This is a genomic window from Kocuria sabuli (genome assembly GCF_040981185.1).
Classification (GTDB): Bacteria; Actinomycetota; Actinomycetes; order Actinomycetales; family Micrococcaceae; genus Kocuria; species Kocuria sabuli.
The window spans coordinates 59,221-72,646 of sequence record NZ_JAVHZE010000017.1 but is presented as its reverse complement, the minus strand read 5'-3'; the positions used below and the strand labels follow the sequence as shown (position 1 = coordinate 72,646).

At 74.3% G+C, this 13,426-nt stretch carries 12 protein-coding genes and 1 pseudogene; 7 read left to right on the top strand and 6 right to left on the bottom strand.

Translation table 11 applies throughout. From position 1 onward, the window contains the following. From RE027_RS14690 to RE027_RS14670, 5 genes and pseudogenes are all read left to right on the top strand, one after another. Positions 1-127 (top strand): annotated as a pseudogene (locus RE027_RS14690) (GTP 3',8-cyclase MoaA); the annotation flags it as partial. Between the two features lie 5 nt (positions 128-132). Then, positions 133-396 (top strand): MoaD/ThiS family protein, encoded by a 264-nt coding sequence (locus RE027_RS14685; RefSeq protein ID WP_368809018.1) that lies wholly within the window; start codon positions 133-135, stop codon positions 394-396. Then, on the top strand, positions 393-1,010 hold the full coding sequence (gene mobA / locus RE027_RS14680) for a molybdenum cofactor guanylyltransferase (RefSeq protein ID WP_368809017.1): 618 nt from the start codon (positions 393-395) through the stop codon (positions 1,008-1,010). The genes RE027_RS14685 and mobA overlap by 4 nt, the downstream gene beginning before the upstream one ends. Before the next feature lie 40 nt (positions 1,011-1,050). Further along, positions 1,051-1,344 carry a DUF6457 domain-containing protein gene (locus RE027_RS14675; protein ID WP_368809016.1) on the top strand — a complete coding sequence of 98 codons (294 nt, stop codon included), beginning with the start codon at positions 1,051-1,053 and terminating at the stop codon, positions 1,342-1,344. Then, on the top strand, positions 1,344-2,708 hold the full coding sequence (locus RE027_RS14670) for a molybdopterin molybdotransferase MoeA (protein WP_368809015.1): 1,365 nt from the start codon (positions 1,344-1,346) through the stop codon (positions 2,706-2,708). Before RE027_RS14675 ends, RE027_RS14670 begins: the two co-directional genes overlap by 1 nt. A 62-nt stretch (positions 2,709-2,770) precedes the next feature. Here the strand turns inward: RE027_RS14670 and RE027_RS14665 are convergent, their stop codons facing one another. Further along, positions 2,771-3,274, bottom strand: a complete 504-nt coding sequence (locus RE027_RS14665; protein ID WP_368809014.1) for a DUF456 domain-containing protein — start codon at positions 3,272-3,274, stop codon at positions 2,771-2,773. A gap of 82 nt (positions 3,275-3,356) precedes the next feature. Here RE027_RS14665 and RE027_RS14660 point away from each other — a divergent pair, with 82 nt between their 5' ends. Next, the gene (locus tag RE027_RS14660; RefSeq protein WP_368809013.1) at positions 3,357-3,989 is read left to right on the top strand and encodes a lytic transglycosylase domain-containing protein; all 633 of its coding nucleotides are present in this window, start codon (positions 3,357-3,359) and stop codon (positions 3,987-3,989) included. A 7-nt stretch (positions 3,990-3,996) separates the two neighbouring features. Here RE027_RS14660 and RE027_RS14655 read toward each other — a convergent pair whose 3' ends face one another. The 5 genes from RE027_RS14655 to RE027_RS14635 form a co-directional block, all read right to left on the bottom strand. Continuing rightward, positions 3,997-5,439, bottom strand: coding sequence for a phytoene desaturase family protein (locus RE027_RS14655; RefSeq protein WP_368809012.1), 1,443 nt, complete (start codon positions 5,437-5,439; stop codon positions 3,997-3,999). An 8-nt stretch (positions 5,440-5,447) separates the two neighbouring features. Beyond that, positions 5,448-10,370 carry an NAD-glutamate dehydrogenase gene (locus RE027_RS14650; protein WP_368809011.1) on the bottom strand — a complete coding sequence of 1,641 codons (4,923 nt, stop codon included), beginning with the start codon at positions 10,368-10,370 and terminating at the stop codon, positions 5,448-5,450. Between the two features lie 134 nt (positions 10,371-10,504). Next, positions 10,505-11,083: a histidine phosphatase family protein gene (locus RE027_RS14645; RefSeq protein ID WP_368809010.1), complete on the bottom strand. Its 579-nt coding sequence runs from the start codon at positions 11,081-11,083 to the stop codon at positions 10,505-10,507. Between the two features lie 96 nt (positions 11,084-11,179). After that, positions 11,180-11,386, bottom strand: coding sequence for a hypothetical protein (locus RE027_RS14640; RefSeq protein WP_368809019.1), 207 nt, complete (start codon positions 11,384-11,386; stop codon positions 11,180-11,182). A gap of 105 nt (positions 11,387-11,491) precedes the next feature. Further along, entirely contained in the window at positions 11,492-11,770 is a 279-nt protein-coding gene (locus tag RE027_RS14635; RefSeq protein WP_368809009.1) for a hypothetical protein, read from the bottom strand. Positions 11,771-12,010: 240 nt separating this feature from the next. On the opposite strand from RE027_RS14635, the gene RE027_RS14630 reads away from it, so the two are divergent. Next, positions 12,011-13,393, top strand: coding sequence for a TIGR01777 family oxidoreductase (locus RE027_RS14630; protein WP_368809008.1), 1,383 nt, complete (start codon positions 12,011-12,013; stop codon positions 13,391-13,393). The last annotated feature ends 33 nt before the right edge of the window (positions 13,394-13,426 follow it).

The following is a 13,426-nucleotide window of genomic DNA, read 5'->3' as shown; positions in this document are numbered from 1 at the left end:
GGAACTGGCCGAGCGGTGGCGGGCGGGGATGTGGGGGAAACCGGCCGCCCACGGGATGGAGCGGCCCGGGCTGGACTCGGAGGCCTACATCCAGCCGGAGCGCTCCATGAGCGCGATCGGCGGCTGAGCCCGGTGCTGGTGCGCTACTTCGCCGCCGCCCGGGCCGCGGCCGGCACCGAGGCCGAGACCCTGGACCTGGACCGGCCCACCACCCGCCGGGACGTGGAAACCCTGCTCGCCCGGGCCCACCCGCACCCGGGCCCCGGACAACCACCCCTGGCGCAGGTGCTGGCCCGCTCCAGCTACCTCCTCGACGGAATCGCCTGCCCCGACCCCGACACCCCGATCCCCCACGAGGCGGTGCTCGACGTCCTGCCACCCTTCTCCGGCGGATGAGCACCCCGGCCGGCGCCCCGACCAGCACCCCAGCAGGCGCCGTGGTCTTCCACGCCGTGGTCCTGGCGGGAGGGCGCTCCTCCCGGCTGGGCGGGCGGGCCAAGGCGGGCCTGCGCCAGGACGGGCGCACCCTCGTGGAGCTCACGGTGGACGCCGTCCGGGAGGCGGCGGGCGTCGTCGTCGTGGGCCCGGATGACCTCCTGCTCCCGCAGGGGGTGCTGCGCGCCCGGGAGGACCCGCCGTTCTCCGGCCCGGCCGCGGGCATCGCCGCCGGGCTCACCGCCCTGGAGGTCCTGGACCCCGCGGAGTGGACCATGACCCTGGCCTGCGACATGCCCGGGGTGGCGCGTGCGGTGCCCCTGCTGCTGGCGGCCGCCCGGGCCGCCCCCGACGCCGCCGGGCACATCAGCGTCACCCCCGACGGGCGACGTCAGCCCCTGGCAGCCCTCTACCGCACGGAGGTGCTGCGCGACGCCTACGCGGGCCAGGACCCTGCCGACCGCTCGGTGCGCTCCTTCGTGCGCCACCTCCCCCTGCGCGACGTCGCCGTGGCCGAGGACGCCACCGCGGACGTGGATACGTGGGACGATGTGCAGAGGCACCACCTGACCTGACCACGAGCGGGCGGTCCCCACCGCCCGGGAGGAGCACGGCATGCCCAAGGACCTGAGCCCGGCCGAGAACGAGACGCTCGAGCGGTGGCTCGCGGCGGTCCGGGCGGCCCTGGACGTCCCCGACGCCGAGCTGCCGATGGACACCGTGCTGGGTCTCACCGGCCGGATCGCCCACAGCACCGTGCGCCCAGCCGTCCCGCCCACCGCCTACCTGCTGGGCTACCACGTGGCCCGCGCGGTCGCCGCCGGAGAGGACGAGCAGCACGCCCTGCGCCGCGCCTTCGAGGCCGTCGGCGACCTCGTCCCCGCCCGCCGAACCCCCGAGGAGAACTGATGTCCGGACTGCCCCTGCCCCACGACACCAACAGCCCCTACACCCACGCCCTGCCCGTCATCGAGGACGACGACGCCCCCGCGACCGCACCGGAGGTGGTCGAGGCCGTCCACGACGCCGAGTGGCACCGGGCCCGGCAGTTCTCCTACGACGTGGCCACCGCGCTGCCCAGCCACTGGCTGCCGCTGCGGGAGGCGCTCGGTGGGATCCTGGCCGAGGACGTCACCGCCCCGATCCCGGTGCCGCACTACGCCTCTTCCGCCATGGACGGCTACGCGGTGGCCGGGCCCCAGCCGTGGACCGTCGTCTTCCCGGAGCCCGTGGAGACGGACCCCCGCAAGATGCTCATCATCCCGCCGCACGAGCTCTACCGCCCGGTGCTCAACCTGGAGCCGGGCCAGGCCACGCGCATCGTCACCGGCGGGCTCGTCCCGGCCGGCGCGCGAGCCGTGCTGCGGGACGAGTACGCGGACCTGTCCGAGGAGGGCACGGTGCTGACCATCGCCGCCCACGCCCCCTCGGCCGAGGACATCCCCTACGGGCAGAACATCCGCCACACCGGCGAGGAGGTGGCCGCCGGGGACGTCATCCTGCACGGCGAGTGCCTGCTCAACCCGGCGCACATCGCCTTCGCCGCGATCAGCGGCCACGACATGCTCCCGGTCCGCCGCCGCCCGCGCGTGACCATCCTGCTCACCGGCAGCGAGGTGGTCGAGGACGGGATCCCGGAGCCCGGTCAGGTCCGTGACGCCTTCGGCCCGCAGCTGCCCACGTTCGTGGAGATGCTGGGCGGGTCCGTGGACCAGCTCCGGCGCGTGGAGGACACCGCCAAGGCGATGCTCTCCGCCCTCACCGAGGCGCCCTCGGGCATGGCCTCGGTGCTCGACGCCCGCACCGAGGTGGTCATCACCACCGGGGGGACCGGGCACTCCGACGCCGACCACGTCCGCTCCGCGCTGGAGGAGCTCGGGGCCGTCTTCCTCCTCGACGGTCTCGCCCAGCGCCCCGGCCACCCCACGTTCCTCGCCCGGCTGCCCGAGGACGGGCCCTTCGTCGTCGGTCTGCCCGGCAACCCGCTGGCCGCCATGAGCTCCATGTTCACGGTGGCCCAGCCGCTGCTGGCGAAGCTGCACGGCGACCCGGCCCCGGCCACGCGCACCGTGCCCGCGGCCGAGGACCTGCCCGGCCAGAAGGTGACCGCCCTGGTCCCCGGCTATCTGCAGGACGGGGCGGTCGCCCCGCGGGACCGGGTCGGGGCGAACATGCTGCGCGGTCTCGCGCACGCGGACGTCATCATCGTGGTCCCCCCGGGCGGCGTGGCCGCCGGGCAGGACGTCGAGGTCGTCCCCCTGCCCTGGCGCTGAGCCGCGGCGGGACGCCGGGGCCCGGGCACCCAGGTGCCCGGGCCCCCGGCGCGTGCCGGCGCTCAGGCGGTGACGACGAGCGTCAGCACGCCGAGGACGAACACGGTGGAGGCGGCGAGCGCGCAGGCGAACTCGACCACGATGCCCAGGCCCGCCGCCTTGAGGGCCACCCAGCTGGACTCCATCGCGGTCCGCAGGTCGCGCTGGCGGGCGGTCTCGCTCAGGAGCAGGCCCACGAAGAAGCCCACGAAGATCCCCACCACGGGGATCACGAACAGCCCGACCACGGCGCCCACCGCCGCGAAGAGCAGGGAGCGGTTGGGGATCTGCCGGCGTTTGAGCCGGGTGCCGGTGAGCACGGCGCTCGCGGCCATCCCGGCGACGGCCAGCACGGAGCCCACGACCAGCACCGTCCACCCCTCGACCGCCTGGACCGTGAACGCCCACACGAGCAGCCCCACGACGATCAGGAGCGAGCCGGGCAGGACGGGGACGATGACCCCGAGGCACCCGACGACGAGCAGGACGGCGGTGACGATGGTCGCGATGATCTCCTCGGCGGTCACGCCCTCATCGTAGGTGATCGCGGTGTGCTGTCCCCCCAAGAGGGCGCAGACCCGCGTCCGCCGAGCTCCTAGCCTGGAAGGAATGCCCACCTCCACCCCGGCCCCGGCGCGCCCGGACACCGAGCAGACCGAGGAGCGCCCCCGGCGCAGCTCCTCGTGGTTCCTGCTGGCATCGGTGCTGCTGCTGCTGATCGGCACGGGAGGCCTGATCCACGCCAACACCACCCCCGAGTGCTGCGCGGCGGTTCCCGGCAGCGCCGAGCCGGACCGCACGGCTCCTGTGCCGGAGCCGTGGGGCCGGGACGTGCTGGCCGCCGCCGAGTTCTCCGGCCTGCCGCCGCAGATCGTGGCCGCCCAGCTGGACGTCGAGAGCCGCTGGGACCCCCGGGCCGTGAGCCCCGCCGGGGCCCGGGGCCTCGCTCAGTTCGTGCCGCGGACGTGGGCGCGGTACGGGCGGGGGGACCCCTTCGACCCGCGAGCCGCCATCCGCGCCCAGGGCCGCTACCTCAAGGACCTCCGGCGGATGGTGGGCAGGCTCGGGCCGGCCACGCCCGCGGAGGAGATCGACCTGGTCCTGGCCGCCTACAACGCCGGGCCCACCGCAGTGCTGCGGCACGGGGGGATCCCCCCGTTCGCGGAGACCCGCGGCTACGTGGCACAGATCCGTGAGCTCGCGGACACCACGTACGCCGGGGTGTGCGCCTGCGGGCCCTGAGAGCACCTCAGCCGGCGCGCCGCCGGGTGCGGGCCAGGCCCGCCAGGGCGCGCCGGGCCGCGTGGTGGCCGGCCATCCCGTGCACGCCGCCGCCGGGCGGGGTCGAGGACGAACAGAGGAAGACCCCCGGCACGCCGGTGGCGTAGGGGTCGGCCTGCACGGCAGGACGGAACACCTGCTGGAGCCCGTCCAGGGCGCCCCCGCCGATGTCCCCGCCCACGAGGTTCGCGTTCCACGCCTGCAGCCCGGACGGCGGGGTGTCGACCCGGGCGAGGACCCGGTCGCGGACGCCGGGCGCGAAGCGCTCGAGCTGGTCGAGCACCCGCTCCCCCGCCCGCGGGTCGTCGCAGCCGTGCGGGACGTGGGCGTAGCTCCACAGCACCTGCTGCCCGGCGGGCGCCCGGGACGGGTCGGCCGCCCCCTGCTGGGCCACGAGCACGAACGGTCGTTCGGGCAGCCGCCCCGCGCGGGCCTGGGACTCCGCGGCCCCGATCTCCGCCAGCGTCCCGCCCACGTGCACCGTCCCCGCCTGCGCCACCCGGGGGTCCCGCCACGGCACGGGCCCGTCCAGCAGCAGGTCGACCTTGTAGCAGGCCGTCCCGTAGCGCCAGCGGGACAGGGCCCGCCGGTACCGGCCGGGCAGCTCGAGCCCGCCCAGGCCCAGCACCTGCCGGGGCGTGAGGTTCAGCAGGACGAGGTCGGCCGGGCGCACCCGGGCCAGATCGGTCACCGGGGAGCCCAGGACCACCCGGCCCCCGTGCTCCCGGAGGTCGGCCACCAGCGCGTCGGCGATCGCCTGGGACCCGCCCCTGGCGACCGGCCAGCCCGTGGCGTGGGCGGCGGCGCCGAACAGCGTTCCGAACGCGGAGGTCAGCACGTGGCGCGGGGGCAGCACGGCGTGCGCCGCGGACCCCGCGAAGAGCCCCCGGGCCTGCTCGGTGCGGAACAGCGCCGTGGCCGTGGCCGCGGCGGGCCAGGGCGCCCGGAGCCCGAAGGACGCCAGGGCCGCGGGGTGCTCGGGCACGCGCAGCAGGGGGCCCAGCGCGGACTCGACCGTCTGCTCCCAGCGCTCCACCACGCCCCGGTGCAGCACCGACCAGGCCCGGCCGTCCGGGCCGAGCTCCGCGGCGGTGCGCTCGAGCGAGCGATGCAGCAACCCTGCCGGGCCGTCGTCGAGCGGGTGCGCCGCGACGACCGGCGGGTGCAGCCACTCCAGCCCGTGGCGGTGCAGGCCCAGCTGCGAGAACAGGGGGCTGGCCACCCCGAAGGGGTGGACCGCGGAGCCGAGGTCCACCACCGTGCCGGGGCCCAGCAGGGCCGCGGAGCGGGCCGCGCCCCCGGGCGTGTCCGCCGCCTCGTGCACCGTGACGTCGAGCCCGGCCCGGGCTAGCACCACCGCCGCGGCGAGCCCGTTGGGCCCCGCGCCGACCACCGCGGCCGTCCCCTGCACGAGCGGGCCTACTCGAGCAGCGCGCTGCGCATGGTCCGCAGGGCCACGGACAGGGCCGCCAGCTCGGTGGCGGGCTCGTCCGTGCCCTCGACCTCGATCTCCCCGAGCACCTCGCGCAGCCGGCCCAGGCGGGACTCGTTGCTCTCCTCCCACGCCTCGACCTTCTCCCGCGCGGTCCGCCCCGGGGCCCGGAGCGCCTGGTCGGCGAGCGCCACGAGCGTCGCGTACACGTCCTCCCGCATGGACATCCGCGCGAGGTTCTCCCAGCGGGTGGTCTGCGGCAGGCCCGTGATGCGCGTGAGCAGGCTGTCGATCCGGTAGCGGTCGTAGAGCCGGAAGTAGACCTTGGCGATGGTCTTGATCTGCTCCTCGTCGAGGGTGCCGTCCGCGGCGACCGCCTCCCCGGAGGCGTGGGCGAGGCGGGCGACGTCGAGCAGCGCGAACGCGTCCAGCAGCTGCGACCACTCCGTGGCCAGCGGCCCCGGCACGCCCTGCCGCTCGGCCGCCTCCGCGTGCGAGTCGACCCGCTGCCGGGAGTTCCCCCCCAGCAGCCGGTCCTCGAGGAAGCGGATGTCCACGGTGGGCTTGTAGCGCTCGATCACCTCGGCCACCGGGTTGTCGGTCTCCTGCCGGTGGATGAGCCAGCGCACCACGCGGTCCAGCAGCCGGCGCATGTCCAGGAACATCCGGTCCCACACCTCGGTGGGCACGTCGGCGGGCAGCTCCCGGTGCTGGTGGGCGTAGCGCTCGATCTCGTAGATCTGCACCGCCGCCACGAACGCGCGGGCGACCTCCACCGGCCGGCACCCGGTCTCCTCGAGCACCCGGTAGACGAACGGGATCCCGCCGTAGTTGATCATCTGATTGGCGACCATCGTGCCGATAATCTCCGCCCGCAGGGGGTGGGTGCCGACGAGATCGCCGAAGCGATCGGTGATCTGCTCCGGGAAGTAGGCCTCGAGCACCTCGCCGAACCACGGGTCCTCGGCCAGCCCGCCATCGACGAGGGCCTGGGAGAGCTGGATCTTGGCGTAGGCCGAGAGCACGGACAGCTCCGGGGAGGTGAGGCTCTGCCCGGCCTGCACCCGCGCGCGCAGCTCCTCGTCGGTGGGCAGGAACTCGATCGTCCGGTCGAGCTCCGCCGTCTCCTCGAGCCAGTGCATGAAGCGGATGTAGGCCTCGTTGAGGACCCGCACCCGGGCCCGCTCGGTGGTGAGCAGCACGTTCTGCGCCACGTTGGTCTCGAGCACGAGCCCGGCCACCTCGTCGGTCATGGCCTCGATGAACCCGGCCCGCTCCTCGGCGGAGAGCTCCCCGGCCACGACCATCCGGTCCACGAGGATCTTGATGTTGACCTCGCGGTCGGAGGACTCCACGCCGCCCGAGTTGTCGATCGCGTCGGTGTTCAGCAGCACGCCGTTGAGGGCGGCCTCCACGCGCCCGAGCTGGGTGAACCCCAGGTTGCCGCCCTCGCCCACCACCTTGACCCGCAGGTCCTCGCCGTCGACCCGGATCGCGTCGTTGGCCTTGTCCCCCACGTCCGTGGAACTCTCCTGCGCCGACTTCACGTACGTGCCGATGCCGCCGTTGTAGAGCAGGTCCGCCGGGGCGGAGAGGATCGCGCGCATCAGCTCGATCGGGGTGAGCTCCTCGACCCCGTCCGCGAGGTCCAGCGCGTTCCGCACCTGCGGCGAGATCGGCACGGACTTCACGGTGCGCGAGTACACCCCGCCGCCCTCGGAGATCTTCTCCCGGTCGTAGTCCTGCCACGAGGAGCGGGGACGGCCGAACAGCCGCTCGCGCTCGGCGTAGGAGACCGCCGGGTCCGGGTCCGGGTCCAGGAAGATGTCGCGGTGGTCGAACGCGGCCAGCAGCCGGATGTGCTCGGAGAGCAGCATCCCGTTGCCGAACACGTCCCCGGACATGTCGCCCACGCCCACCACGGTGAAGTCCTCGGTCTGGGTGTCCACGCCCAGCTCGAAGAAGTGCCGCTTCACGGACTCCCAGGCGCCACGGGCGGTGATGCCCATGACCTTGTGGTCGTAGCCCACCGAGCCGCCGGAGGCGAAGGCGTCGCCGAGCCAGAACCCGAACTCCGCGGAGATCGCGTTGGCGGTGTCGGAGAAGGACGCCGTGCCCTTGTCCGCGGCCACCACCAGGTAGGAGTCCTGGCCGTCGCGGCGCACCACGTTCTCCGGGTGCACGACGACGTCCTGGCCGCTCTCGTCCCGGACGAGGTTGTCGGTGATGTCCAGCAGGGAGGCGATGAACAGCTTGTACGCCTCCCGGCCCTCGTTCACCCAGGCGTCGCGGTCCACCGCGGGATCCGGCAGCTGCTTGGGGTAGAACCCGCCCTTGGCCCCGTTGGGCACGATCACCGAGTTCTTCACCATCTGCGCCTTCACCAGGCCCAGCACCTCGGTGCGGAAGTCCTCGCGGCGGTCCGACCAGCGCAGCCCGCCGCGGGCCACCGGTCCGAAGCGCAGGTGCGTGCCCTCGACCCGCGGGGACCACACCCAGATCTCGAACATCGGGTGCGGCAGCGGGGCGGCGCTGATCCGCCCGGGGTTCAGCTTGAAGGCCAGGGTGGGCCGGTGCTGGTACACGTTGGTGCGCACGGTGGCGGCCATGATCTCGGTCAGAGCCCGCAGCAGCTTGTCCGCGTCCAAGGTCGGGACCTCGTCGAGGGCCTCCGTCAGCCGGGCGTGCGCGGCGTCGCGCTCGGCGTCGCGCACGCCGTCGTCGAGCGCGGGGTTGAAGCTCGCGTCGAAGAACTCGACCAGTCCGCGGGTGACCGCGGGGAAGGCCAGGAGCGTGTCCGCGATGTAGTCGAAGGAGTTGGGGTGGCCCAGCTGCAGCAGGTACCGGACGTAGGAGCGCAGGACGGCCACGGTCCGCCACGTCATGCGCTCCGTGAGGACCAGGCGGTTCAGGGAGTCGGACTCCGTGCGGTGGGACAGCACCGCGCACAGGGTGTCCTCGATGAGGTCCTCCGTCTTGGCGTCCTCCGGGCCGGTCGGGTCCACGCCCTCGGGCAGGCGCACCCCGAAGTCGTAGAGCTGGAAGTGGCGGCCGTCGGCGGGCGCGACCTCGTAGGGCTTCTGGTCCAGGACCGTGAGCCCGAGGTTCTGCAGCATGGGCAGCAGCTGCGTCAGGGACAGGGACCGGGTGAGGTAGATGTTCAGCCGCACGCCCCCGGGGACGTCGACCACGCGCACCTCCGCGGGCAGGTCCGAGTCCCTGCCCCACAGCTCCTCGCAGCGCTGGAGGTCCTCCACGGCCTCCTCGATCTCGTAGTCGGCCCGGTAGGCGTCCGGGAACGCCTCCGCCCAGTTCTCGGCGTGGGTGCGGGCGAGGTCCTCCGGGAAGCTCCGGTGGATCGCCCGGACCAGGGCCTCGGACCAGGACCGCACGGTCGCGCGCAGCCGCGCCTCGAGGCCCTCGCGGTCGAAGGACTGCACCTCGCCCGTGTACGGCAGCCGGATGCGGAAGAACAGCCGGGCCAGCGTGGAGGAGGTCAGGCGGGCGTCGAAGTCGATGGACTCGGCGTCGAAGGTCCGCCGCAGCTCCGCCTCGATCCGCCCGCGCACCGACGTGTTGTACCGGTCCCGGGGGAGGAAGACGACGGCGGACATGAACCGCCCGAAGTGGTCCTGGCGCAGGAACAGGCGGGTCTGGCGCCGCTCGTCCAGGCCCATGACGCCGCGCATGATGTCGTAGAGCTCGCCGGCGGTCATGTGGAAGAGCTCGTCCCGCGGGTAGTCCTCGATGTTGCCCATCAGGTCCCGGGCGGAGTGGGAGTCCTCCATGAAGCCGAAGCGGTCGGCGACCTGGGCCAGCTTCTCCTTGAGCAGCGGCGTCTCCCGCGCCGGGGTGTGGTAGGCCCGGCGGGTGAACAGCCCCAGCGCCAGGTACTCGCCCACGATCCGGCCCTCGTCGTCGTACTTCGCGACGCCCACGTAGTCGAGGTACTCGCGGCGGTGGATGGACGAGCGGCGGTTGGCCTTCGTGATGAACAGGGTGCCGGCCTCGCGGGCGTGCTCCCGGCCCAGGCCGGTCAGCTCCTGGCGGTGGGGCTTGTCGTCGTGCTCGACGAGCAGGCCCAGGCCCGTCCCGGGGCGGCTGACGAGGGCGAGCCCGTCGTCGGTCTCCTCGAGGTCGTACTCCTTGAAGCCCATGAGGATGAAGTTGCCGCGGATCAGCCAGCGCAGGAAGTCCTGGGACGGGCCGACCATCGGCGGGTGCCCGCCCTCGGGCAGGTCCAGCGAGTGCAGCCGGTCCAGCTCGCCGGCCAGCTGCTCGACGCGCGACCTGAGCTGCTCCTGGTCCTCGTCGACCCGCTGGACGTCCTGGAGCAGGGTGGAGAGCCGCTCCTCGAGCTGCCGGGCGGTCTCGTCCGAGATCGGGCGGAAGAGCTCCACGGAGATCCAGGACTCCACGACGTGCCGGGTGCCCCCCGAGGGGCGGAAGGACGCCAGGCTGGGCAGCGCGGTGGTGTCGCCGCTGGAGCTCGCGGAGAAGTCGGGCACCTGCTGGAGCTCGATCAGCTCGTGGGTGTCCTCGCTGCGGGTGGCCACCAGCACGGGGTGGATCACCAGGCGGGCGCCGCCCCACTTGGCGGCGATCTCCGCGCTCACGGTGCTCACGAGGTAGGGCACGTCCTCGGTGACCACGAAGACCACGGAGGTGGCGTCCTCCTGGCGCACGCCCACGGCGATCTCGCCCGGCGCGCGGACCCGTCCCACCTCCTGGTGGTGGTCGGCGCGCTCGCGCAGCTGCTCCTCGGTGCGCGCGAGCAGGTCCTCCTGCGGCACGTGGCGGTAGTACTCGTTGATCCACGCCCGGTCTCCGCCCCACTCCGGGGTCTGCGGGATCACGCGGAGTGCTTCCGTGCGGTCCTCGTCGGGGATCGTGTACTGGTCAGAGGCCACAGCCGCATCACGCCTTCGTCGCCGTGGGCGGCATTGGTCGCGGTCCGTGCGCCGCCGTCGCCGCCCCAGGGGGTGGACGGCACCTCGTGGGACCGTCCCTGCTCCGTTCAGCTTATTGAACGAAGACCCTGCTGTCAGGGGGCGGTGGACTCGGACACGTCATGTCGCAGCCGCTCGTCGCCGAGGGCCTCGATCCGGACGGGGACCACCTCGCAGTTGCGCACCCGGGGGTGGGCCTCACCGTTGAGCTCGGAGACCGTCAGGCGGATGAGCGAGCCGTGGGCGACGACCAGGACGTTGCGCCCGGGGTGCTCGGTGCGGATCCGGCGCAGCGCGGCCAGGCCTCGCCGGGCGACCGCGTCCGCAGGCTCTCCCTCGGCCAGGATCCGCTCCCGCGCCTGCGCCTCGAGACCGGCCAGGGTGGAGCCCTCGTGGACCCCGAAGCTGCGCTCCACGAGCTCGGGGCACGTGGCCGCGAGCTCGAGGCCGAGGACCGTGCCGATGATCCGCGCGGTCTCCACGGCCCGGTCCAGCGGCGAGGAGACCAGCACGTCCCAGGGGGTCGCTCCGCCGCGCAGGTGCGCGGCCAGGGCCCGGGCCTCCTGGCGGCCCGCGTCGTTGAGCGGGACGTCCGTGGCGCCCTGCAGCCGCTCCTCCCGGTTCCAGTCGGTCTGGCCGTGGCGGATGAGCACGATGCGTCCGGGAGTGTTCACGCCCTCCACTGTGGGGGACGGCCCGCCGCGGGGCAAGCGCGCCCGCGGCGGGCCGGCCCCGGCCCTCCGCGAAGGAGGGCCGGGGCCGGTGCCGTGCTACTGCTCGTCCTCCGGGCGCTCGGGTCGTTCCCGCTCCTCCACGGAGAAGCGCACCTCGGGGCTGTCGGTGTCGTCGACCCACGGCTCGGTCTGCCGGTGCTCCTCGACGTGGGCGGGCTGGCGGGCCTGGAGGGCGTCCTCGACCTCGTGCTTCATCTGGTCGTCCAGCTCCGACCCGTGCTTGGTGTTGCCTCTCTCGACCATCACGTCTCTCCTTCGATGGTGGTCTCCGAATGCGGTGTCCGTCTGCGGCCCACGGGTGCGGGCCGGAGTGGCGGCCGGAGTGTCTGCGCCCGTGCGGGCGGCAGGTCAGCCGGTGCCCTCCTCCTCGACCAGGCCGCGCTGGGCGCGGTCGGCGGCCTCGGAGGATCCCTCGGGCAGCGGGTCCGTGGCCGGCGGGACCTGGCCCGGGGCGTAGTCCTGCAGCCCGGCGGCCACCCGCTCCTGCTCGGCGGCCGCGGCGAGAGCGTCGTCGTCGAGCGTCTCGGGCATCCCCGCATGGCCCTGGTGGACGGGGCGGGGCAGTGCGTCCTCCTCGGGTGTGATGACGTCGTCGAGGTTCGGCGCGTCGTCGTTCGGGGTGGTCATGGCAACCTCCTTCGCTCGAACGTGCGTCCACCCTAGCGAACCGGCCGGAGCCGGGGAAGGGTGGGCGACGGCCGGGAACGGCCCCCGTGACCGCTCCCCCGCCGCGGCCCGGGACGGCGGGGCCGAGCCCGGCGCCGGGCCCCGCGGAGCATCCCCGAGCCGCAGCAGGCCCCCGGACACGGCGGACCCGCAGGGCCGGGGTCCTGGACGAACCGCGGCGATGGGGGTTGAGTGGCTGGCATGACCACCTTCACCTTCAGCTCCCGCGTGCCCCACCCCGTCGAGGACGTCTTCGCCTGGCACGCCCGTCCGGGAGCCCTCACGCGCCTGACCCCCGCGTGGACGGGCTCCGTGGTGGAGGAGTCCTCGCCGCCGCTGCAGGACGGGACACGGTCCCGGCTGCGGGTCGCCGTGCCCGGCTCCTACGGGCTCGCCTCGGTGCCCTGGACGGCGGAGCACCACGGGTTCGTCCCGGGCCGGGAGTTCCGCGACCGGATGGTCAGGGGCCCGCTCGCCTCCTGGGAGCACCACCACCGTTTCGACGACGACGGGCACGAGGGGACCGTGGTCACCGACACGGTGGAGTACTCCGCGCTGCCGGGCGACCGGGCGTTCGGGGACCGGCTGATGGGACCCGCGCTGGGGCGGCAGTTCGAGGCGCGCGCGCGCCGGCTGGCCGCGGACCTCGAGTTCCACGCCCGCCACCCCGGCCGGCCGCTGACGGTCGCGGTGACGGGGGCGTCCGGCACGATCGGCACGCAGCTGAGCGCGCTGCTGGGCACCGGCGGCCACACGGTGCGGCGCTTCGTGCGCCGCGAGGCGCGCACGCCCCTCGAGATCTCGTGGGACCCGGAGGCCGGGGTGCTGGACCCCGCCGCGCTGCAGGGCGTGGACGTGGTGGTGAACCTGGCCGGACGCAGCATCGGCGGACGGCTCACGCGCTCGGCGAAGGAGCAGATCCGCGACTCCCGCGTCCTCGGCACCGACCTGATCGTGCGGGCCCTCACCGCCCTCGGCGACGACGCCCCCTCCGCCCTGGTCAACGCCTCCGCCGTCGGCTACTACGGGGCCGACACGAACGGCCGGACCGTCACCGAGAAGTCAGACCCCGGCGAGGACTTCCTCGCCGGGGTCTGCAGCGCCTGGGAGCAGGCGGCCCAGCGCGCCGAGGCCACGGGGACGCGCGTCGTGACGGTGCGCACCGGGGTGGTGCAGAGTCCCGCCGGTGGCGCGCTCAAGGCCCAGCTGCCCCTGTTCCTCGCCGGATTGGGCGGCCGGCTGGGCTCCGGGCACCAGTGGCTGAGCTGGATCTCGCTGGACGACGCCGTGGGGCTGTTCGCCCACGCCGTGCTCTCCCCCGGGCTGCACGGTCCCCTCAACGCCGTGGCGCCCATGCCGGTCACGGGCCGCGACTACGCCCGGACCCTCGGCAAGGTCCTCGGCCGCCCGGCCCTGCTGCCCACGCCGGGGTTCGGGCCGAAGCTGGTCCTCGGCGCCGAGGGCGCGGAGCTGATGGCGCTCGCGGACCAGCGCGTCTCGGCCGACCGCGCCATCGACCGCGGCTACCGCTTCCGGCACCCCGACCTCGGCTCCGCGCTGCGGGAGGAGCTCGGCCGCTTCTGATGGCGGACGCGCAGGACCCCGCCCGGCCGGGCC